The organism is Aminobacter sp. SR38 (genome assembly GCF_014843375.1).
GTDB lineage: Bacteria > Pseudomonadota > Alphaproteobacteria > Rhizobiales > Rhizobiaceae > Aminobacter > Aminobacter ciceronei.
On sequence record NZ_CP062112.1, the window covers coordinates 2,410,276 to 2,432,664 of the forward strand.

Annotated in this window: 16 protein-coding genes and 1 riboswitch; of the genes, 9 read left to right on the forward strand and 7 right to left on the reverse strand. The window is 64.1% G+C overall.

The features are described 5' to 3' along the window. Positions 1-24: 24 nt before the first annotated feature. The 9 genes from IG197_RS11860 to IG197_RS11900 all read left to right on the forward strand — a co-directional run bounded on the left by IG197_RS11860 (position 25) and on the right by IG197_RS11900 (position 10,553). The gene (locus IG197_RS11860; RefSeq protein ID WP_192318968.1) at positions 25-1,806 is read left to right on the forward strand and encodes an IucA/IucC family siderophore biosynthesis protein; all 1,782 of its coding nucleotides are present in this window, start codon (positions 25-27) and stop codon (positions 1,804-1,806) included. Then, entirely contained in the window at positions 1,790-3,502 is a 1,713-nt protein-coding gene (locus tag IG197_RS11865) for an IucA/IucC family siderophore biosynthesis protein (protein ID WP_192318971.1), read from the forward strand. Before IG197_RS11860 ends, IG197_RS11865 begins: the two co-directional genes overlap by 17 nt. Positions 3,503-3,512: 10 nt before the next feature. Further along, on the forward strand, positions 3,513-4,781 hold the full coding sequence (locus IG197_RS11870) for an AMP-binding protein (RefSeq protein ID WP_192318974.1): 1,269 nt from the start codon (positions 3,513-3,515) through the stop codon (positions 4,779-4,781). Next, positions 4,781-6,082 (forward strand): DUF6005 family protein, encoded by a 1,302-nt coding sequence (locus tag IG197_RS11875; RefSeq protein WP_192318978.1) that lies wholly within the window; start codon positions 4,781-4,783, stop codon positions 6,080-6,082. Before IG197_RS11870 ends, IG197_RS11875 begins: the two co-directional genes overlap by 1 nt. Continuing rightward, the gene (locus IG197_RS11880) at positions 6,079-6,924 is read left to right on the forward strand and encodes a sugar phosphate isomerase/epimerase (RefSeq protein WP_192318980.1); all 846 of its coding nucleotides are present in this window, start codon (positions 6,079-6,081) and stop codon (positions 6,922-6,924) included. The genes IG197_RS11875 and IG197_RS11880 overlap by 4 nt, the downstream gene beginning before the upstream one ends. A gap of 72 nt (positions 6,925-6,996) precedes the next feature. After that, entirely contained in the window at positions 6,997-7,902 is a 906-nt protein-coding gene (locus tag IG197_RS11885; RefSeq protein WP_192318983.1) for a siderophore ABC transporter substrate-binding protein, read from the forward strand. Further along, positions 7,902-8,864 (forward strand): ABC transporter permease, encoded by a 963-nt coding sequence (locus IG197_RS11890; RefSeq protein WP_192318985.1) that lies wholly within the window; start codon positions 7,902-7,904, stop codon positions 8,862-8,864. Before IG197_RS11885 ends, IG197_RS11890 begins: the two co-directional genes overlap by 1 nt. After that, the gene (locus IG197_RS11895) at positions 8,857-9,798 is read left to right on the forward strand and encodes an iron chelate uptake ABC transporter family permease subunit (RefSeq protein WP_246765362.1); all 942 of its coding nucleotides are present in this window, start codon (positions 8,857-8,859) and stop codon (positions 9,796-9,798) included. Before IG197_RS11890 ends, IG197_RS11895 begins: the two co-directional genes overlap by 8 nt. Beyond that, positions 9,795-10,553 carry an ABC transporter ATP-binding protein gene (locus tag IG197_RS11900; RefSeq protein ID WP_154384602.1) on the forward strand — a complete coding sequence of 253 codons (759 nt, stop codon included), beginning with the start codon at positions 9,795-9,797 and terminating at the stop codon, positions 10,551-10,553. Before IG197_RS11895 ends, IG197_RS11900 begins: the two co-directional genes overlap by 4 nt. 49 nt (positions 10,554-10,602) lie before the next feature. Here IG197_RS11900 and IG197_RS11905 read toward each other — a convergent pair whose 3' ends face one another. From IG197_RS11905 to IG197_RS11935, 7 genes are all read right to left on the reverse strand, one after another. After that, positions 10,603-11,700, reverse strand: coding sequence for a hybrid-cluster NAD(P)-dependent oxidoreductase (locus IG197_RS11905; protein ID WP_192319703.1), 1,098 nt, complete (start codon positions 11,698-11,700; stop codon positions 10,603-10,605). A gap of 22 nt (positions 11,701-11,722) precedes the next feature. Further along, positions 11,723-12,970 (reverse strand): aromatic ring-hydroxylating dioxygenase subunit alpha, encoded by a 1,248-nt coding sequence (locus IG197_RS11910; RefSeq protein WP_192318988.1) that lies wholly within the window; start codon positions 12,968-12,970, stop codon positions 11,723-11,725. Positions 12,971-13,087: 117 nt separating this feature from the next. Then, positions 13,088-13,295: riboswitch (cobalamin riboswitch) on the reverse strand. Between the two features lie 87 nt (positions 13,296-13,382). Further along, positions 13,383-17,120 (reverse strand): methionine synthase, encoded by a 3,738-nt coding sequence (gene metH / locus IG197_RS11915; RefSeq protein WP_371746546.1) that lies wholly within the window; start codon positions 17,118-17,120, stop codon positions 13,383-13,385. A 186-nt stretch (positions 17,121-17,306) separates the two neighbouring features. After that, a complete protein-coding gene (gene cobF / locus IG197_RS11920; protein WP_192318993.1) occupies positions 17,307-18,065 on the reverse strand; it encodes a precorrin-6A synthase (deacetylating) in 759 nt (252 codons plus the stop codon). Beyond that, positions 18,062-18,295 (reverse strand): hypothetical protein, encoded by a 234-nt coding sequence (locus tag IG197_RS11925; RefSeq protein WP_192318995.1) that lies wholly within the window; start codon positions 18,293-18,295, stop codon positions 18,062-18,064. Before IG197_RS11925 ends, cobF begins: the two co-directional genes overlap by 4 nt. Next, positions 18,286-19,413, reverse strand: a complete 1,128-nt coding sequence (locus tag IG197_RS11930; protein ID WP_192318998.1) for a ribonucleotide-diphosphate reductase subunit beta — start codon at positions 19,411-19,413, stop codon at positions 18,286-18,288. Before IG197_RS11930 ends, IG197_RS11925 begins: the two co-directional genes overlap by 10 nt. 27 nt (positions 19,414-19,440) lie before the next feature. Then, complete coding sequence (locus tag IG197_RS11935) at positions 19,441-22,326, reverse strand: ribonucleoside-diphosphate reductase subunit alpha (protein WP_192319000.1); 2,886 nt, start codon at positions 22,324-22,326, stop codon at positions 19,441-19,443. Positions 22,327-22,389: the final 63 nt, after the last annotated feature.

A 22,389-nucleotide genomic window follows, 5' to 3' on the forward strand; every position in this document is an offset into this window, starting at 1 on the left:
GGTCAAACCATGTGGTGACGACAGATGAAGCTCACGCAGCGGCAGGTTGCCGAACACGCAACGTTCCAGAATTTCGCCAACTGCTATGTCCGCGAAATCTCGCCCGGCAGGGTGACCCAACACAGGGTCGGACCGGAAGACCCCATCGCCTGCATCGAACTGGTTCTGGCAGCACAGCAGCTGGTGCTGCGCGCCGAGCTTCGGTCGCACTCGCTCTGCGGCCCGCACCGCTTCGGACAGGTCTGGCAGCGCCGGGCGACGGAAGGCGGCTGGCGCAATGTCGAGCCCTTCGCCGCACTCCAGCTTTTGTTGCAGGAGGCCTACAGGCAGCTGCATGACGAGCGCGGCGATGCGATGCGCGGCTGCGAACTCGAACTGCTCGGCCGGGCGCTGCAGAGCTACCAGCAGACGCTGCGCTACATCGAGGCGCATCGCGTCGACGAAGACGACGACAGCTTCATCGCAGCCGAACAGTCGCTGGTGTTCGGCCATTCGCTGCACCCGACGCCGAAGAGCCGGCAAGGCATGAGCTCCTGGCAGGAGCCGAGCTACGCGCCTGAGCTGCGCGGCAATTTCCAGCTTGTCTATTTCGCCGTCGATGCGTCCCTCGTCAGCCACAAGTCGGCGGCCAGGCAATCGGCACCCGAGATCGTCGCGTCGCTTGCAGGCCAGGACGAGATCGAGACCCGGCGTGGTGAGATGCTGCTGCCGATGCATCCGCTGCAGGCCGAAGCGCTCTTGCTCGACGACGGCATCCGCGACCTGCAGGCATCGGGCAAGCTGCGCCTCGTCGGTCCGGCCGGCCCGGCATTCACCGCTACGTCCTCCGTGCGCACGGTTTACAACAAGGATTTGCCATGGATGCTGAAGTTCTCGCTGCCGGTGCGGATCACCAATTCGCTCAGGGTCAACAGCCGCAAGGAGCTGGAAGCAGGCGTCGCCATGGCGAAGCTCGTGCAACGGACCGGCATCGGCAGCGACGACGGCCGCTTCAGGATCATATCCGACCCGGCCTACATCACGCTCGATCTGCCCGGCCGCGGCGAAAGCGGGTTCGAGGTGATCCTGCGCGAAAACCCGTTTGTCGCCTGCAAGGGCAATGGCAAGATCACCATCGCAGCACTGACCGCCGAGCCGCTGCCGGGTGAATGGTCGCGGCTCGAACGCATCATCCACAACATCTGCCTGAGGGACGGCACCCATCCCGAGCTGGTCTGCCGCTACTGGTTCCAGCGCTATCTCGACTGTGCGCTCGACCCGCTGGTCTGCCTCTATGACGATTTTGGCCTGGCACTCGAAGCGCACCAGCAGAACAGCCTGATCGACATCAGCCAGGGCTATCCGAGCACGGGTTATTATCGCGACAATCAGGGCTTCTACCTGTCGAAACGCCATCGCGCCCGCCTCAGCCAGCATGTACCGGAGGCGGCGGAGATCGCCTCGCTCTATTACGACGACCGCGATATCCAGGACCGCTTCGCCTACTACCTGATCGTCAACCAGATCTTCTCGGTCATCGCCCGCATGGGACATGACGGCCTGGTCGACGAGGAGGTCCTGCTGCACTTGCTGCGGGATCGCCTGGAGGTGCTGTCGCGAACGACATCGGGCGTCGGCCGCGAATTCGTCCGCGGCGTACTCGACCGCCCGACGGTGGCGTTCAAGGCCAATCTGATGACGCGGCTGTTCGATGTCGACGAGCTGCAGACAAGCAACGAGCGCTCGCTTTACGCCCGCCAGCCCAACCCGCTCTTTGCGGCGATGACCGGCCTCTACCACGGAGACGGCAGTGCCCTTGCCTCTTGATCTGACCGGCCGCCCCGATGAGCGCGTGGTCAGGCAGCTTGTCGAGGCCGTGCTGTATGAAGGGCTCGTCGAGACAACGGTAGCCGGTGACGCTGCCCAGCAGATCTTCGCGTGGTCGCATGGTGCAAAACGGTTTCGTTGCACCGGCGTGAAAGGCGCGTTCGGTCGCATCCGCCTTTCAGCTGGCTCGATCGAGAGCGAGAGCCGCGACGGCGCGTGGCACGCTGCGACACTCGACGAGGTGGTGGCAAGCCTGCCGGCATCGGCGGAAGACAAGCGCCGGCTGTTGGGCGAGTTGTACAGCACGGTCGCGCATTGCAGCTGGAACGAACGCAACCTGCCCTGTGGCACGCGCAGCGACCTTGGCTTCGCTGCGCTCGAAGGCGCGCTGCACGAGGGCCATGCCTACCACCCGTGCTTCAAGGCACGGTCAGGGTTCAGCGAAAGCGATCACCGCGATTTCGGCCCCGAAGCCGGCAACAGCTTCCAGCTCGCCTGGCTGCTGGTGCGGCGAAACGAAATAGGCCAGCGCCTGCCCGGCGACGAGACGACATTCTGGCGCGACGAACTCGGCGCTGAGACCTTTGCCGCGATCAACCGGCGCCGCGCCGAGCTCGGCGCGAGCTGGGACGACTTCGCGCTGCTGCCGCTGCACCCCTGGCAGTGGCAGTCGCTGCGGGAGACGCTGCTTTCGCCATGGCTGGCGGACGGCACGGCGCACTTCGCCGGCTTCGCCGGCGACCGCTACATCGCGAGCCAGTCGATCCGGACCTTGCTCAACGCAGATCGTCCGGACGCTGCCAATGTCAAACTGTCGATGAACATGCGCAACTCGTCGTCGCTCAGGACGATCGAGCCGCATTCCGTGTGCACGGCACCAGTGATCTCGCGCTGGCTCAGTGACATCGTCGCCGGCGATCCGCTGTTCAAGACGACCTATCCGCTTGTCGTGCTCGGCGAATATGCCGGCATCATTGCCGGCCGCGACGGGCCGCTGGCCGGCCATCTGGCGGCGATCTGGCGCCGCAGCGTGACCTCGACGCTGGCCGACGGCGAACAGGCCGTGCCGTTCAACGCACTGATGGCTGTCGAGCATGACGGGAGCCCCTTCATCGACGTGTGGGTGCACCGCCACGGCTTCCGCAACTGGCTGGGGCAATTGTTGCAAGTCGCTGTGCTGCCGGTCTGGCACCTGCTCGTCGGACACGGCATCGCCACCGAAGCGCATGGTCAGAACATGGTGCTCGTCCATCGCGACGGCTGGCCGGTGCGGCTGGTGCTGCGCGACTTCCACGACAGCGTCGAATATGTGCCCGGATTCCTGCGCCAGCCGGACAAGGTGCCCGATTTCCTGGCCCTCGATCCGGCCTATCGGGACGCGCTGCCCGACCAGTACTACTGGATGGAGGATGTCGAGACGCTAGGCGAACTGGTGACGGACGCGCTGTTCGTCTTCAACCTCGCCGAGGTCTCGCACCTTTTGCAGACATTCTACGGCCTGCGCGAAGCCGACTTCTGGACAGCCATCAGGCGAATGCTGACCGACTATGCTGCCACCCACGGGCTTGGCGCGCGCCAGGACCAGCTCGGGCTCAGGCGACCGACATTGACGGCTGAAGCCCTGCTCGCCCGCAAGCTGAACACCGGCCGTTCGAGCCACGCCGTTCCCAACCCCCTCTCCACCCCCGACACCTGAAGGAAAATCGATGTTCCAGATCGACGACAGGTACTATGACCGACAGAAGTTCGAGCAGATGTTGGCGCAGAGCGCCGACCGGGCCGGACTTGACCCGAACGGGCGCTATGCCGTCTGTTTCAGCGACATGGCGGCCTGGCTGGCGCTGTTCTTCGCCATCCGCAACATCGGCGCCAGCGTCTTGCCGATCCATCCGGCAACGCCGCATGCCGCGGCACGCCGCCTGGCTGTCGCGGCGGGCTGCCACGCGCTCTATTTCAACAGCCTCGACGCCGAGACGCTGTCCAGCGAAACCGCGCCAGGCGCCACCGGTCAGCTCCTGCAGATGAGCTCGGGCACGACGGGCGCGCCGAAATGCATCGCCCGCGGCTGGGCTGAGATCGACGCCGAGGTGGCAAGCTATGTCGCGACCTTCCGCAAGCCGGAAGACATGACGCCCGTCATCGCTTGCCCGACGACGCATTCCTACGGGCTGATCTGCGGTATTCTCGTCGCCCTGAGGCGCGGCCGCACACCCGTCATCGTCGATGCCGGCAATCCGAAATATCTGCTCAGGACCCTGCGCGGTATCGAGCGGCCATTGCTCTATTCGTCGCCGGCGGTGCTGCACACGCTGGCCCGGCTGATGCCCGAAGGCGAGAAGCTCTATGCGGCGATGACCTCGGGCACGGTGCTGCCTGAGCCATGGTTCGCCCGCATCCGGGCACGGACGATGTATCTGTTCCAGCAATATGGCTGCTCGGAAACCGGCTGCATCGCCGTCAATCCTGATGTCACCGACGCCGCCGACATGGGCTTCGTGCTGCCCCATCACGCGGTCAGCTGCAGCAATAGTGCTGTTGCACCGTCGGAGATGATTGTCAGCGGTCCGAATGGCAAGGTCGCTACCCGCGACCTCGGCTACTACAGGCCTGATGGCATGCTGGTGTTCGTCTCCCGGCTCGACGACACGATCAATGTCTCCGGCCTCAACGTCTATCCGCGCGAGGTCGAGGACGTGGTGATGTCTATGCCCGCCATCACCGACGCCGTCGCTTTCCGCAAGGCAGATACGCTGGCCGGCGAGCGGGTCGGCCTGCTGTTCAGCGCCACCGAGCGGCTGGAGGGGCCCGTCGTGCGGCAATGGTGCGCCCAGAACCTCGCCAGCCACCAGCTGCCGATGGAGATCGTCCAGGTCGACGCGATACCACGCCAGGCCAACGGCAAGATCAGCCGGCGCGAAGTGGCGGCACAGCATGCCGCCGGCCAGTTCACGGCAGTGGCAAGGGAGGTCGCGTGATGAACACCGAACAGGTGATCGAAGCGATCGGCACAGTGCTGCACGATCACATGAAGCACGCCCATGTCGAGCGTTTCGGACCCGAGGCACGGCTCAACGAGGACCTCTATCTCGACTCGGTGCTGATTCTCGAGATCTTCCTCAGCCTGGAGCTCGAGTTCGGCCTGGCCGCGCCGGAGGAAGCAATCAACCGCCAGGACATCGAGACGGTACGCGAGTTGGCGCAGCTGTTCACCGGCGAGGCGAGTGTCGCTGCAGAGCGACCCGCACCTGCCGGTGAAGGCGTGCATGGCGAGGACTATATCGACATCAAGGTGCATTGCTTCGTCAGCAGCGTTTGCGACGCGCTGAAGCGCTCCGGCATCGACCAGCGGCCATTCTATTTCAGCGTCTGGGACGCCGGCTTCGCCATCAACGAGCGCTGGCAGCTCGCCTATCACGACAAGTCGATCAACCACGATTTCTTCCGTGCCTGGTACCAGCGGCTCTACGGCGTCGGCATGCATTGCTGGTACGACCCGGCACGGTCGAAGGACCAGAACATCGTCGTCATGCTCGACCTGCTCGAGCGCAAGCGCGACAGCGAATATCTGATGGTGATGCTGGACCTGTTCCACCTGCCGGAGCGGGAGAACAAGTTCAACCAGAACCCCTTCCCGCATTATCTGATGATCGAGAAGACCGACGATCCGAAGATCTGGCAGGTCAACGATCCCGACTTCCGCTGGGAAGGTCAGATCGCCCGCGACAAGGTCATCCACGCCATCCGCCAGCCAACCGTCGGCGGCGGCTACATCTTCGACCGGCTGGAAGCGCGCGTGCCCGCCGCCACCGATCTGCGCGACTTCTTCCTTGCCTGCTACCAGCCCGACCACAATCCGCTGGTCGACGGCGTGCGTCGCATCGTTTCAGCCCATCTCGACGGCAGGGACGGCGTCAAGCTCGCCGATCTTGGCGCGGCACTGCGCGAGGTGCCTGTCATCTCGATCCGCAAATATGCCTATGAGCACGGCTTCGCCTTCTTCTGGCGCGAGATGAAGCTGGCCAATGCCGATTTCGACCATTGGTGCGACGAGATCGAGCGGGTGATCCAGGACTTCAAGGCGCTGCACTACGCCGTCATGAAGCTGGCCCAGACCGGGGACAGCAGCCTCGCCGACGACGTCTGGCTACGGCTCGACACACTGGACGGGCTCGAAAGGCGGATCAAAGCCAGGCTCGGCGAGGTCTTCCAGGCCTGGTGCGCCACAAAGGGCATTCCCTACACACTTCCCGCCGAACTGCTCGGAGCAGCCGAATGAAAATCTCGCTCTGCACCATCACCTTCCGCCATCATCTCGTCTCGCTCGAGGACATCGCCAGATGGGCTGGGGCCAACGACTTCCAGGGCATCGAGCTGTGGGGCGCGCATGCGCGTAACTTGGCCTACCAGCCGCAATGCGACGCCGACTGGCTGGCCGGGCAAGGGCTTTATGTCCCGATGGTCAGCGACTACCTGCCGCTCGACGGCGACGCCGAGACGCTGCGCAAGAAGACCGTCGACCTGTGCCGCCTCGCCCGGCATTGGCGGGCGGGCAAGATCCGCACCTTTGCCGGCAGCCGCGGCAGCCGGGATACCCCGGCCGAGGTCAGGCGTATCCTCACCGCGCGGCTGCACGAGGTTGCCGGGATCGCCGCGGATTTCGACCTCAAACTTCTGGCCGAAACGCATCCCGGCACGCTGGCCGATTGCGGCGCCTCGACGCTCAGGCTGGTCGCCGAGGTCGACCATCCGGCGTTCAAGATCAATTTTGACACGCTGCATGTCTGGGAAGGCGGCGATGACCCCGTAGCCGCGCATTCAGCGATGCGTCCCCATATCCGCCATTACCATCTCAAGAATGTGCGCTCGCGCGCCGATCTCAGGGTCTTCGAGCCGGCGAATGTCTATGCTGCAGCCGGCAGCCGCGAAGGCATGACGCCGCTGTTCGACGGCAAGGTCGACTACCGGCGCTTCCTTGCAGAGCTGCGCGACGACCCCACTGTCGAGGCCTCGCTCGAATGGTTCGGCAATGATTGTTTCAATGTCCTGCGCAGTGACCGACAAGCAATCAAGCGTCTGAAAAGCCCCAACGAAGTCTTGCTGCGCACCCGCAGCTTCTGATATGCGCAAAAGAAGAGTGTTGGGCGAAGGTTTTATTCAACCAACGCCCACCGACAAGGACGGAGATAACAGATGAAGTTTGTTCGCCTGCTGGCCACTCTTTCGGCGGCACTGGCTATTGCCACCGCACCCGCCCTTGCGGTCGAGATCACCACCGCAACCGGCCCCAAGATTATCGAGAAGGTGCCGGCCAAGGTCGCCGTCTATGACATCGCCGCGATCGATACGCTGAACCGCCTCGGCATCCAGCCGGCCGGCATCCCCGACAAGCTGTTCGTGCCCGAGCTAGCCGACGTCGCCAAGGGCGCAACCGTCGTCGGCACGCTGTTCGAGCCAGACCTCGAGGCGCTGAACGCACTCGCTCCCGACCTGGTGATCGTCGGCGGCCGTTCGTCGACGCAGGTCGAGGCGACGTCCAAGGTCGCACCGACGATCGACATGACCATGGACGGCGACGACCTGGTGACCCAGGCCAAAGCGCGCCTCGCCGCCTATGGTGAGCTGTTTGCCAAGCCGGACGAAGCCGCCGCTGCCGCCAAGGAGCTGGACGCCGCGGTCGAAGCCGCAAGGCAGGCCGTCAAGGGCAAGGGCAAGGCGCTGATCCTGATGACCAACGGCCCGAAGATCACCGCCTACGGCCCCGGCTCGCGCTTCGGCTGGGTGCACAAGACGCTCGACCTGGAGCCGGCTGTCGCCGACGTCGAGGCGGCAACGCATGGCGAGGCGATCTCGTTCGAATTCATCAGCAAGACCAACCCGGACTGGCTGCTGGTGCTCGACCGCGCCGCGGCGATCGGCTCGAACGACCAGGGCGCCAAGGCAACGCTCGACAACGAGCTGGTGGCCCAGACGACCGCATGGAAGAAGGGCCAGGTGATCTTCCTGCCGTCGCCCGACTTCTACATCGCCGCCGGTGGCGTGCAGTCGACGCATCGCGTGCTGTCCACCATCGAGCAAGCCTTCGCCAAGGCCAAGTGATGGTAGCGTTGCCCAACGCCCGGCTGCTCGTCGCCGCCGGGCTCGTCGGGCTTTTTGCCGTCAGCCTGAGCATCGGCGTCGATGATCTGCCGATGGGCAGCGTGTTCAGCGACGCTGGCGCACTGCAGCTTCTTTTGGTCAGCCGCCTTCCGCGAACCGTGGCCGTGGTGCTGACCGGCGCCGGCCTGGCGATTGCGGGGCTGGTGCTGCAGATCCTGGTGCGCAACCGCTTTGTCGAGCCGATCACCACCGGCACCGGCCAGAGCGCCGCGCTCGGCGTGCTTGCCGTGACCTTGCTGTTTCCGACCGCCTCGATCGCGATGAAGACGCTGGGCGCCAGCGTGACCGCACTTGCCGGCACGTCGATCTTCCTTGGCATCGCGCATCGGCTGCCGCCGACGCAGCCCTTTCTCATCCCGCTGTTTGGCCTCGTCTATGGCGGCGTCATCGGGGCTGCGGTGACGTTCATCGCCTGGCAGACCGACCTTTTGCAGTATGTCGACGTCTGGACCAATGGCGAGTTCTCCGGCGTGCTGCGCGGACGCTACGAGCTGCTGTGGATCACGGCTGCCATGGTGGCGCTGGCCTGGTGGGTCGCCGACCGGCTGACCATCGCCGCGATGGGGCGCGAGGTCAGCCTCGGGCTCGGCCTCAACTACCAACGCATCGTCCAGCTCGGCCTGGTCATGGTGGCGGTGATCTCGTCGCTGGCCGTCGTCGTCGTCGGCATGATCCCTTTCGTCGGACTGGTGGTACCCAATCTCGTTTCGCGCCTGATGGGCGACAATCTGAAGAGCGCCCTGCCTTGGGTCGCGGTCACCGGCGCTACACTCCTGCTGGCCTGTGACGTCGTCAGCCGCGTCATCCGCTACCCCTACGAAATTCCTGTCGGTACCGTGCTCGGCGTCGTCGGTTCGGGGCTGTTCCTGTGGATCCTGTTCGGGCGGGCGCAGCGTGCCTGACAAACGTCTCCTGATAATGGCTGTCGCAGCCCTGATCGCGGTGATTGCCTTCATGACCATCGGCCTGCGCGGCAACATCGCCTTCGCGCTCGAACTGCGCGCCGTGCGGCTGGTGACGCTGATTCAGGTCGGCGTCGCAATCGCAATCTCGACGGTGGTGTTCCAGACGGTGACCGCCAACCGGGTGCTGACGCCGCAGATCATGGGGCTCGACGCGCTTTACCTGTTCGGCCAGATGGCGCTGGTGCTGGCGCTCGGCAGCGTCGGTTACGTCGCGCTCGACCCGCGCCTGAAATTCGCCGGCGAGGCCGGCCTGATGATGGTCATGGCGCTGGTACTGTTCCTGCCGATGCTGCGGCGGCGGTTCGACATCGGCCTGCTGCTGCTGACCGGCGTCGTGCTCGGCGTGCTGTTCCGCTGCCTCGCCTCGCTTATCGCGCGGCTGATCGACCCGAACGAATTCGCCGTCGTCCAAGGTTCGAGTTACGCCGACTTCAACACGGTGCGGCCGGACCTGGTCGTCATCGGCCTGGTGGTGACGACGATTGCCGCCATCATCCTCTGGCGCCAGCGCCACCTGCTCGACATCGTCGCCCTGGGCGCCGACAGAGCCACCGGGCTTGGCGTGTCATGGACCAAGGCGCTGACCGGGCTGCTGCTTTTGGTGGCTGCCCTGGTTGCGGTGTCGACGGCGCTGGTCGGGCCGGTAACCTTCTTCGGGCTTCTGGTGGTGGCGCTGGCCGAGCGCATCGTCGATAGCCGCCGCCATCACCTGTTGCTGCCGGCGGCGATGCTGACCGCCGTCATCGTGCTGCTTGGCGGCCAGATGGTGCTGCAGCATCTTCTGGGCGGTGCCGCGACGCTCGGCGTCGTCATCGAATTCGTGGGGGGCCTCGTCTTCCTGGCCATGCTGATCACAACGAGCAAGCGATGATCGAGATCAAGAATGTTTCGTTGCGCCTCGGCGACACGCAAATCCTGGAGGATGTGTCGCTGACCATGCCCAAGGGTGGGGTGACCGCGCTGGTCGGGCCCAACGGCGCCGGCAAGTCGAGCCTGTTGTCGCTGATCGCCCGGCTGCAGCCGCTGCAGAGCGGATCGATCTCGGTCGACGGCCTGCCGGTCGACACGACGCCAAGCCGCCAGCTGGCCAGGACGCTCGCCATATTGCGCCAGGACCCGGCGGTGGCAAGCCGGCTCAAGGTGCGCGAACTCGTCGGCTTCGGCCGCTTTCCGCACCAGCGCGGGCGAATCGACGCAAACGACATGAAGCTGATCGAGGCGGCCTTGCAGCAGTTCGGCCTGATGGATCTCGCCGACCGCTTCCTCGACAATCTGTCGGGCGGCCAGCGCCAGCGCGCCATGGTCGCCATGGCCTTCTGCCAGGGCACCGACTACATGCTGCTGGACGAACCGCTGAACAATCTCGACATGCTGTTTGCCCGCCAGTTGATGCGTGACCTGCGCGCGGCCGCCGACAACGACAAACGCACCGTCATCGTCGTGCTGCACGACATCAATCACGCCGCCGTCTATGCCGACCGGATCGTTGCAATGAAATCGGGGTGCGTCGTCGCCGACGGATCGCCGGCCGAGGTACTTCAGCCCGACATGCTGGCCCGCGTCTTTGGCTACGGCATGGACGTCATCGACGTCGGCGGCGCGCCGCTGGTGCTGCACCACCGCTGACTTTTCCCAACTCCGGACGGAAAACGCTGCACGGTTTTCCTGACTTGCGCTACGCCTCGACCTCGATCGCCGACAGCGGCTTCGAGCAGCAGGCAAGGATGAAGCCATCGTCGATCTCGTGGTCGAGGATGCCGCCATTGTGGCTCATCTCGACCTCGCCGGAGAGCTTCCTGACCTTGCAGGTGCCGCATAGGCCGAACTCGCAGGCCGCCGGAATACGCACGCCCGAAGCACGCGCCGTCTGCAGCACGGTCTGGCCCGAGAGGCAGTCGGCGTCGACATCAGACAACGCGAAACGAACCGGCAGGACGGCATCCGGCACAGTCTCGCTGTCCTCGCCCGGCGTCGAGAACGGCGCGGGGACCTCCTCGACGGCAGGTGCGGCAAAGCTTTCCTGATGGTAGCGGGACATGTCGAAGCCGGAAGACTCGAGCATGCCGCGCACCGCACGCATGAAGGGGTCTGGGCCGCAGCAGAACACCTCACGCTCGCGAAAGTCGGGCGACAGCAACGGCAGTCGCACCGCATCGATGCGGCCCATATGGCCGAACCAGCCTTCGCGGCTCGACCGCTCCTCGATCATGAAACCGAGCGACAGTCCGGGCATGTGTGTGCCCAGCAGTTCGAGCTCCTTCCGGAAGATGATTTCTTCCGGACGGCGCGCGCAGTTGACGAAGGATACGTCCGTCCACGGCGCGCAGTCGTTGAGCCAGCGCAGCATCGACATCATCGGCGTGATGCCGGACCCGGCCGAGACGAACAGATATTTGGCGGCCGGATGCTGGTGCAGCGAGAAGTCGCCTGAAGGGCCATAGGCCTTGATGCGGACGCCCGGCTTCAGATGGTCGAACATCCAGCGTGTGCCGACGCTGCCCGCCTGCGCCTTGACGGTGACGGCGATGGAGAACGGCCGCGACGGGCTGGACGACAGCGTGTAGGTGCGCATGACGGGTGCCGGTTCGGCCGGCAGTTCGAGCGTCACGAACTGGCCCGGCTTGTAGCGGAACCAGGTCTGGTTGTCGGAGCGGAAGGTGAAAGTCCTGACGTCGGGCGCCTCGTCGGTGACGCCGATGACCTCCAGCACCTGGAGCCGGTCGTTCCAGGGCGCCATTTCGTCGAGGTTGCGGTAAAGGCCAAGCTCGGTCATCGCGTTCATGCCCCTCTCCCGGTCAGGCGACGTTGCGCAGGACCGGCTTGCCGCCGTCGGCCAGCCGCGGTTCGATGAAGCCGACGTACCATTCGATGAACTGCATGACGCCGCCCTCGTGTTCCTCCGAATAAGGCCCGGGCTCGTAGGCCGGCGATTTGATGCCGAAGGCATTTTCCTCGACGATGCGGCGGTCCTGGTCGTTGGTCTCGGTCCAGACATGGGTCAGTTCGGCCAGGTCGTAGTCGACGCCTTCGACGGCATCCTTGTGAACCAGCCATTTGGTGGTGACGGCCGTTTCCGTGGCGCTGATCGGCAGCACGCGGAAGGTGACGGCATGGTCGCCGAGCACATGGTTCCAGGTTGTCGGATAGTGATAGAGCAGCAGCGTGCCGATCCTGTCGGCCGAGACGCTGTCGGAGAGGTTTTTCCGCACTGCACGCTTGCCCGACATGGTGTAGCTCACCGCGTCACGCAGCAGTGGCGCGCGTGTCGCCCTGTACTGGCCGCCGGCATCGATGCGGAACTTGCTCGGCAACCCCACCGCCTCGCACTTTGCCCAGTGCGCCAGCATTTCGGGATCGCTTTCGGCGCCATTGACGCCGGTAACGTTCGGCGCCTCGGGAAAGGTCTTGCACAGCTCAGGGTGATTGCCGGCGCAGTGGTAACACTCGCGGTTGTTTTCCCAGACCAGCTTCCAGTTTCCCTTCTCGACGATTGTGCTTTCGAAGGCGACCTTGGCTTCGCGCAGCCGGTGCGGCAGCAGGTACGGCTCGACCATGCCCCGCATCGGCGCGAAGTCGGCGGGCTCGTCGGCGAGGCAGATGAAGATGTAGCCGCCGACGGATTCGCAGGCGACCGGCTTCAGGCCGAACTGGCTCTTGTCGAAACCTTCCGCCATCTGGCGCGCGAACAGCAGGCGGCCGTCGAGTTCGTAGGTCCACTGGTGATAGGGGCAGACGAGCTTGGCCGCCGTACCCTTGTCCGTGGTGCAGACGCGGCTGCCGCGATGCCGGCAGGAATTGTGGAAGGCGCGCAACTCACCCTTCTGGTCGCGGACGAGCACGACGGGATAGTCGCCGACCTGGACGGTGAAGAAGCTGCCCGGCTTGGCCAGTTCGCAGTCATGGCCGACAAACAGCCAGTCGCGGTACCAGATCAGCTCGAGGTCGAGCCGGTAGAAATCCGGGTCGGTGTAAAAGGGCTGTGCCAGGCTGAACCCGTCGCGGCGTCCGCGCAGCAGCTTCAGCATTTCGTTCTTCGCATCCATGTCCTGTCCTCGCACCAAGGACTGAACGGGTGGCTTGATTTGGGAAGAACGCCAGCCGGCGGACGCAGAGGTCCGTGCAGCAACGATCCGCCTCTTGACCGCCCACCGCGATCAGTCGAGTTCTGTCAGGTTCAAGGCTGGTTTCCGGGCTTCGGAGCTGTCCTTTCGGACTGTCTCGACACCTTCCCAGGCCGGCTGGCCCAGTGGTCTCCCGTCGAAACAATAACTCCGCCACCGTTGCGGGGGCAGCGCCGGCTTCTCACCGGCTTCCCAATTCTCCGCTTCGTCTCACACTCGAAGCAGCACCTTGAACATGACCGGATCAGACCACGGATTGGTGGCCGGGCACGAGCATGAAAACGACACGGGCTCAGCGCAAAGGCGACAGAGCCCATGTGATGTCACCGTGTTGCTATTCGGCCGCTTCGGCGAACGATGCCGGCACATAGTTGAGGATCGGCCCGAGCCAGCGCTCGACCTCGGCGATGGTCATGCCCTTGCGCCGCGCATAATCCTCGACCTGGTCGCGCTCGACCTTGGCGACGCCGAAATAATAACTCTCGGGGTGGGCGAGATAGATGCCGGAGACCGACGAGCCCGGCCACATCGCCATGCTTTCGGTGAGGCTGACGCCGGCGGTTTTCTCGGCATCGAGCAGGCGGAACAAGGTCACCTTTTCGGTGTGGTCGGGCTGGGCGGGATAGCCCGGCGCCGGACGGATGCCGCGATAGGGCTCACCGATCAGGTCGTCGGGCGCGAGGTTTTCATCAGGCGCGTAGCCCCAGAACTCCTTGCGCACCTTCTCGTGCATGCGTTCAGCGAAGGCCTCTGCGAAACGGTCGGCCAGCGCCTTGACCATGATCGAGGAGTAGTCGTCATTGGCGCGTTCGAAGCGCTCGGCGATCGCCACTTCCTCGATGCCTGCAGTGACCACGAAGCCGCCGAGATAATCCGGCTTGCCGCTGTCGGCGGGAGCGATGAAGTCGGCCAGTGCGACATTGGCCTTGCCGTCGCGCTTGGTCAGCTGCTGGCGCAGGGTGAAGAAGGTGGCAAGCTCCTCGCTGCGTGCCTCGTCGGTGAACAGCCTGACGTCGTCGCCGACCGAATTGGCCGGCCAGAAGCCGATGACGGCCTTGGGCGCGAACCATGTCTCGTCGATGATCTTGCGGAGCATCGCCTGCGCGTCGTCGAACAGCTGGCGCGCCGCGGCGCCCTGCTTCTCGTCCTCGAGGATCTTGGGGTAACGGCCCTTGAGTTCCCAGGTCTGGAAGAACGGCGTCCAGTCGATGTAGCGGGCCAGTTCGGCCAGGTCCCAGGCTTCGAACACCCTGGTGCCGAGGAAGGTTGGCTTCGGCGGCGCATAAGATGACCAGTCGACCTTGTGCGCATTGGCACGCGCCTTGGCCAACGGCAATCGCTGCTTGTCAGCTTCGGCGCGGTGATGGGCGTCGGCGACCTTCTGGTATTCGGCTTGCACCTGTTCAACGTAGCTGCCCTTGGCCTCAGGGGACAGCAGGTTGGAGACAACGCCAACAGCGCGGCTGGCATCGGTGACGTAGACTGTCTGGCCGGCGCTGTAGCGGGGATGGATCTTCACCGCGGTGTGGACGCGACTCGTGGTGGCGCCGCCGATCAGCAGCGGAATGTCGAACCCCTCGCGCTCCATTTCGGCGGCGACATGCGCCATTTCGTCGAGCGAGGGCGTGATCAGGCCGGACAGGCCAATGATGTCGACCTTCTCGTCCTTGGCAACCTGGAGGATCTTGGTTGCCGGCACCATGACGCCGAGATCGATGATCTCGTAGTTGTTGCAGGCCAGCACGACGCCGACGATGTTCTTGCCGATGTCATGGACGTCGCCCTTCACCGTTGCCATCAAAATCTTGCCGGCAGTCTGGCGTTCGCCATTGTCGATGCCGTTAGCGGCGTTGGCCGCCTTTTCCGCCTCCATATGTGGCAGCAAGCCGGCCACCGCCTGCTTCATGACACGGGCCGACTTGACGACCTGCGGCAGGAACATCTTGCCGGCACCGAACAGATCGCCGACGACATTCATGCCGGCCATCAGTGGGCCTTCGATGACGTGCAGCGGACGCTCGGCCCTCAGCCGCGCCTCGTCGGTATCGGCGTCGATGAACTCGGTGATGCCGTTGACCAGAGCGTGACTGATGCGTTGCTCGACAGGCCAGTCACGCCAGGCAAGGTCGCGCTCCTTGGCTTCCTTGCCGGCCGCGCCCTTGAAGCGCTCGGCAATGTCCAGCAGCCTTTCGGTGGCGGTGCCGCCGGCCTTGGGCAGGCGGTTGAGCACGACGTCCTCACAGGCCTCGCGCAACTCCGGGTCGATCGATTCATAGACGGCGAGCTGGCCGGCATTGACGATGCCCATGTCCATGCCGGCCTGGATGCAGTGATACAGGAACACGGCGTGCATCGCCTCTCGCACCGGCTCGTTGCCGCGGAACGAGAACGACAGGTTCGACACGCCGCCCGAGACATGGACATGCGGCAAGGTCTGGGTGATTTCCCGCGTCGCCTCGATGAAGTCGACACCGTAATTGTCGTGCTCCTCGATGCCGGTGGCGACAGCGAAGATGTTGGGATCGAAGATAATGTCCTCGGGCGCGAAGCCGGCTTGCTCGGTCAAGAGCTTGTAGGCGCGAGTGCAGATCTCGACTTTGCGCGCCTTAGTGTCGGCCTGACCCTGCTCGTCGAATGCCATGACGACGACGGCAGCGCCATAGGCCCGGCACAGCCGGGCATGATGCAGGAAGGCTTCCTCGCCTTCCTTCATCGAGATCGAATTGACGATCGGTTTGCCCTGGACGCATTTCAGCCCGGCCTCGATCACCTCCCATTTGGAGCTGTCGATCATGACGGGCACGCGTGCGATGTCGGGTTCGGCGGCGATAAGATTGAGGTACTCGACCATCGCCTTCTTCGAGTCGATCAGGCCCTCGTCCATGTTGATGTCGATGATCTGCGCGCCATTGACGACCTGGTCGCGGGCGACGTCGAGGGCGGCGGCATAGTCGCCTGATGTGATCAGCTTGCGGAACTTGGCCGAGCCGGTGACGTTGGTGCGCTCGCCGACATTGACGAAGGGGATCTCGTCGGTGAGCGTGAACGGCTCGAGGCCCGACAGGCGCATCTGCGGCTTGAGCTCCGGCACCTGGCGCGGTGGATATTTGGCGACAGCCTGCGCGATGGCGCGGATGTGCTCAGGCGTCGAGCCGCAGCAGCCGCCGACAATGTTGATGAAACCCTCGCGCGCGAAGTCCTCGACTTGGGAGGCCATGAATTCGGGGCTCTCGTCATACTGGCCGAAGGCGTTGGGCAGGCCGGCATTGGGATAGGCGCAGATGAAGGTCTCGGCGACATCGGACAGTTCGGCCAGATGCGGGCGCATGGCGGCCGCACCAAGCGCGCAGTTGAGGCCGACCGTGAACGGATCTGCATGGCGGACCGAATTCCAGAAGGCCGACGGCGTCTGGCCGGACAATGTGCGGCCGGACAGGTCGGTGATGGTGCCCGAAATCATCACCGGCAGGCGCACGCCCTTTTCGATGAAGATCTCGTCGCAGGCAAAGATTGCCGCCTTGGCGTTGAGCGTGTCGAAGATGGTCTCGATCAGGATGATGTCGGCGCCGCCGTCGATCAGGCCACGCAGCTGTTCGCCGTAAGCGATGCGCAAATCGTCGAAGGTGACGGCGCGGTAGCCGGGATTGTTGACGTCAGGCGAGATCGAGGCGGTGCGGTTGGTCGGCCCGAGCGCGCCGGCGACAAAGCGGCGCTTGCCGTCTTCCTGCTGCGCTCGGACGACGGCGCGGCGGACCAGCCGCGCGCCGTCGCGATTGAGCTCATAGACCATGTCCTCCATGCCGTAGTCGGCCTGGGCGATGGAGGTCGACGAAAAGGTGTTGGTCTCGATGATGTCGGCGCCGGCGATAGCGTATTTGTAGTGGATCTCCTCGATCGCCTTGGGCTGCGACAGGATCAAGAGGTCGTTGTTGCCCTGCTGATGGCAGGCGCAACCGGTGAATTTGTCGCCGCGGAAATGGTCCTCGTCGAAGCCGAGCCCCTGGATCTGGGTACCCATCGCGCCATCGAGGATCAGGATGCGCTCGCGCGCCGCCGCTTTCAGCGCTGCCATCACCTCCGAACCGTCTGGCTTGGCGGCAACCGACCCAAACAGGGCGTCGAGCGAGGTGGCGTTTTGCGACACTTTTCATCCTTTCGGCGACAAAGCCGTCAGGTCACATAAAGACATCTTTATGTCAATATGTCGAGTGTGTCGTTGTCGCATTTACGACCATGCGCAACACGACCAGCCTGCCGGCTAGTCCGGCTGCTTCAGCAGATAGGTGTCCATGATCCAGCCATTTTGCTCGCGCGCCTGTTTGCGAATGCGCTCGATGTCGCCGACGACCTCGCGCAACTTGCCCGACACCAGGATTTCATCCGGCGTGCCGACATAGGCGCCCCACCAGATGTCGAGATTACCATCGAGACCGGCGAAGGCACCTTCGCCGTCGAGCATGACGACGACGCTGTCGGCATTGTTGGGAAAACCCTCCGCAAGCTTGCGACCGGTGGTGATGGCGATCGACTGGCCGATCCTGTTCAGCGTGACCTTGTGCCGGGCGGCAAGCGCCTGGACGCTGGTGATACCCGGAATGACATCATATTCGAGTTCGAAGCCGCCCTTGGCCTGCAGCCGGTCGAGGATGCGCAGGGTGCTGTCGTAAAGCGTCGGATCGCCCCAGACGAGGAACGCGCCGCACTCGTCTTCCTCGAGTTCCTCAATGAGCAGCTGTTGGTAGACGCCTTCGACAGCGTCATGCCAATCTGCGACGGCGGTGCCGTAGTCCTCCCCCGCCGGCCTGCGGCGCGGCACTTCGAACGCGACGGTGCGATAGCTCTGGTCGCGGATGAAGCGTTCGCAGATCTCGCGCCTGACCCGCGCCAGCCCGTCCTTCTCGATACCCTTGTCGGGGATGAAGAAGACGTTGACCCGGTTGAGCGCATCGACAGCCTGGATCGTGACATAGTCGGGATTGCCCGCACCGATGCCGATGACAAGGATCTTTCGCTTCATGACGGCATGGCCCTGCCGCCGCCGAGTTCGGCGGCAAGGTCCAGAAACAATTGCCTGAGCCGGCGCGGCCCCGGATGCCTGCCACCATATTCGGCGAGCCGAGTGGCCTGCCGCGAGGCGGCCTCGTGGAGGTTGCCGCCTTCAGGCTGCGCGACCAGCCAAGCCAGGAACACCTGTTCGGGTTCGGGCATGGCCGATGCAATGGTGGGACGGTTCCAGGTCAGTCCCATGCCAGCGCTCCACCATTCTGGTATTCGATGACACGGGTCTCGAAGAAGTTCTTCTCCTTCTTCAAATCCATCGCCTCGGACATCCACGGGAATGGGTTCTCGACTTCGGCGAAAACCGGCTGCAGCCCGAGCTGGGCGCAGCGCCGGTTGGCGATGAAGTGCATATAGGTTTCGCAAAGCGCTGCATTGAGGCCAAGGAAGCCGCGCGGCATCGTATCGCGGCCATAGGAGGCCTCGAGCTCAGCAGCCGTGCGGATCATGCCACGGATCTCGTCCTGGAACGCCGGCGTCCACAGATGCGGGTTCTCGTGCTTGATCTGGTTGATGACGTCGATGCCGAAGTTCAGATGGATCGACTCGTCGCGCAGGATGTACTGGTACTGCTCGGCAATGCCGACCATCTTGTTGCGCCGGCCCAGGGACAATATCTGGGCGAAACCGGTGTAGAACCACATGCCCTCGAAGATGACGTAGAAAGCGACGAGGTCGCGCAGGAAAGCCTGATCGGCTTCAGGCGTGCCGGTCCTGAAATCCGGATCGTCGAGATGCTGGGTGTGCTTCAGCGCCCATGCCGCCTTGTCGGTGATCGATGGCACCTCGCGGTACATGTTGAACAGCTCGCCTTCGTCCAGGCTGAGGCTCTCCACGATGTACTGGAAGGTGTGGGTGTGCACCGCCTCCTCGAGTGCCTGGCGCAGCAGATATTGCCGGCATTCCGGATTGGTCAGATGGCGGTAGATGGCCAACACGATGTTGTTGGCAACCAGGCTCTCCGACGCGGCGAAGAAGCCGAGATTGCGCTTGATCATGCGCCGTTCGTCGTCGGTCAGCCCATCCTTCGACTTCCACAGGCCGATGTCGGCCTGCATAGACACTTCGGTCGGCATCCAGTGATTGTTGCAGCCGGCGAGATATTTCTCCCAGGCCCAGCGGTATTTGAGCGGCAGAAGCTGGTTCACGTCGGCACGGGCGTTGATCATGCGCTTGTCGTCGACGCGGACGCGGCCACCGCCGCGTTCGATGACACCCAGCCCCGTGGCATCGGCAAGCGGGACGTCGCCTGTGAAGGCGGGGTGGATGGTGGCGGCGGCAGCCTTTGGTTCGGACCAGTCGAGCATCTTGTTGTTCCTTTTCCTGATCGCCGCTTACTGGCAGGCTTCACATTCGGGGTCGTCGATGGCGCAGGCCTTGCCCCATGCGACATCGGCGTTGACGATGATTGGGGCTGACGCTGCAACAGCGACAGCGGAGACGGAATTGAGCTTGCCGTCGGTGCCCTTCAGCGTCGACTTCTCGACATGCGAGGCCGAGCGCGAGCGCAAATAGTAGGTCGTCTTCAGGCCCTTGTTCCATGCCATGCGGTAGAGCGCGTCGAGCTTCTTGCCGCTCGGATTGGCGATGTAGAGGTTGAGCGACTGGGCCTGGTCGATCCATTTCTGCCGACGCGATGCCGCCTCGATCAGCCAGGCACTGTCGATCTCGAAGGCGGTAGCGAAGAGCGCCTTGAGATCGTCGGGGATGCGGTCGATCCGGCCGATCGAGCCGTCGAAATATTTGAGGTCGGAGACCATGACCTCGTCCCACAGGCCGCGCGCCTTCAGCTCATGCACCAGTGCTGCGTTGACCACGGTGAAGTCGCCGGACATGTTCGATTTGACGAACAGGTTCTGGTAGGCCGGCTCGATCGACTGCGCGACACCGCAAATGTTGGAGATGGTCGCCGTCGGCGCGATCGCCATGGTGTTGGAGTTGCGCATACCTGTCTTCCTGACGCGCTTGCGCAAGGCTTCCCAGTCGAGCGTCCAGGCGCCGTCCATGTCGACACCGGGGCGCGCCTTGACCAAAAGGTCGATGGAATCGATCGGCAGGATGCCCTTCGACCACAGCGAACCGTCAAAGCTCGGATAACGCCCGCGTTCGGCGGCAAGGTCGCAGGACGCCGAAATCGCGTTGTAGGAGATCGCCTCCATGCTGGCGTCGGCGAAAGCCACCGCCTGGTCGGAGGCATAGGGGATCTTCAGCGCCTGAAGTGCATCCTGGAAACCCATCAGGCCGAGGCCGACAGGACGATGCTGCAGGTTGGAGCGCCTGGCTTCGGGGATGGTGTAGAAATTGATGTCGATGACATTGTCGAGCATGCGCATCGCCGTCTTCACGGTGCGGGCCAGACGGTCGATGTCGAGCCCCTCGGCTGCGATATGATTGGCAAGATTGACCGAACCGAGATTGCAGACGGCGACCTCGTCCTTCGAAGTGTTGAGGGTGATCTCGGTACAGAGGTTCGACGAATGCACGACGCCGATGTGGCCCTGCGGCGAGCGGATGTTGCACGGGTCCTTGAAGGTGATCCACGGATGCCCGGTTTCGAACAGCATGGTCAGCATCTTGCGCCACAGGTCGAGCGCCCTGACCGTGCGGAACACCTTGATGCCACCAGCCAGAGCCTTGGCCTCGTAGCTTTCGTAGGCCGCCTTGAACGCCGTGCCATAGAGATCGTGCAGGTCGGACGCCTCGTCGGGCGAAAACAGCGTCCACACGCCATCGGCCTCGACGCGCTCCATGAACAGGTCCGGCACCCAGTTGGCGGTGTTCATGTCGTGGGTGCGGCGGCGGTCGTCGCCGGTGTTCTTCCTGAGGTCGAGGAACTCCTCGATATCGACGTGCCAGGTCTCGAGATAGGCGCAGACAGCACCCTTGCGCTTGCCGCCCTGATTGACGGCGATAGCCGTGTCGTTGGCAACCTTGAGGAACGGCACCACACCCTGGCTCTCGCCATTGGTGCCCTTGATGTGGGCGCCGAGGCCGCGCACCGGGGTCCAGTCATTGCCGAGCCCGCCGGAATATTTGGCCAACAGCGCATTGTCCTTCACCGCCTTGAAGATGCCGTCGAGATCGTCGGCGACGGTGGTGAGGAAACAGGACGACAATTGCGGGCGCAGCGTGCCGGAGTTGAACAGCGTTGGCGTCGAGGCCATGAAATCGAAGGACGACAAAAGATCATAGAACTCGATGGCGCGGCTCTCGCGATCGATCTCGCGGCCTGCCAGGCCCATCGCCACGCGCATGAAAAAGGCCTGCGGCAGTTCGAAACGCTTGCCTTTGCTGTGCAGGAAATAGCGGTCATAGAGCGTCTGCAGACCCAGATACTGGAACTGCAGGTCGCGCTCGGGCTTCAGCGCGGCACTGAGCCTGGCAAGGTCGAAACGGCCAAGTTCGGGGTCGATCAATTCGGCCTTGATGCCGGTGGCGATGAAGGCGGGGAAATAGGTGGCATAGCGCTGGGTCATTTCGGCCTGGGTGGCCTGCTCAGACCTGGCCGAGACGAAGCTCAGTGCCTCGCGCCGCAACCGGTCCAGCAACAACCGGGCGCTGACGAAGGCGTAGTTCGGTTCGGTTTCGACAAGCGTACGGGCGGCCAGGATCGGCGCCAGCGAAAGCTCGTCGACGGTGATGCCGTCATAGAGATTGCGCCTTGTCTCGGCCAGGATCGCATCCGCCGAGACGGCCTCGAGCCCGCTGCAGGCCTCGTCGACAATGCGGGCCAGTCGCGTCTCGTTCAGCGGTGCCAGGCTGCCGTCATCGGCCTTGACCTGGAGCGGCGGTGCGGCGACCTCGACCGACGTGACCTTGGCGGCAGCGCGTTCGCGGGCACGTTCCTCGCGGTAGAGCACATAGGCGCGGGCGACCTTGTGATGCTCGGAGCGCATCAGCGCCAGTTCGACCTGGTCCTGGATTTCCTCGATGTGGAAGGTGCGGCCGCTATCCGCCCGCCTGGTCAGCGCGGCGAACACCTGGCCGGCCAGTTCCTCGACGACGTCGTGGACGCGGCGCGAACCGGCGGCCACCGAACCCTCGGTGGCGAGAAACGCCTTGGTCAGCGCCACAGTGATCTTGGTCGCGTCGAACGGCGTCACCGCGCCGTTGCGCCGGATGACACGGTAGCCAGGTTCGGACGCGGTCTCGGAACCCTGGCTGAGAGCGGACGGAACGCTGTTGGTTCCGCTGGATTGAAGTGTGGAGGTCGCCGGCATCATCTTCCCCGATGGTTTGGGGGCGAAGGGCCTTGGGCGGACGCATGACGGATTTCAGCCAGC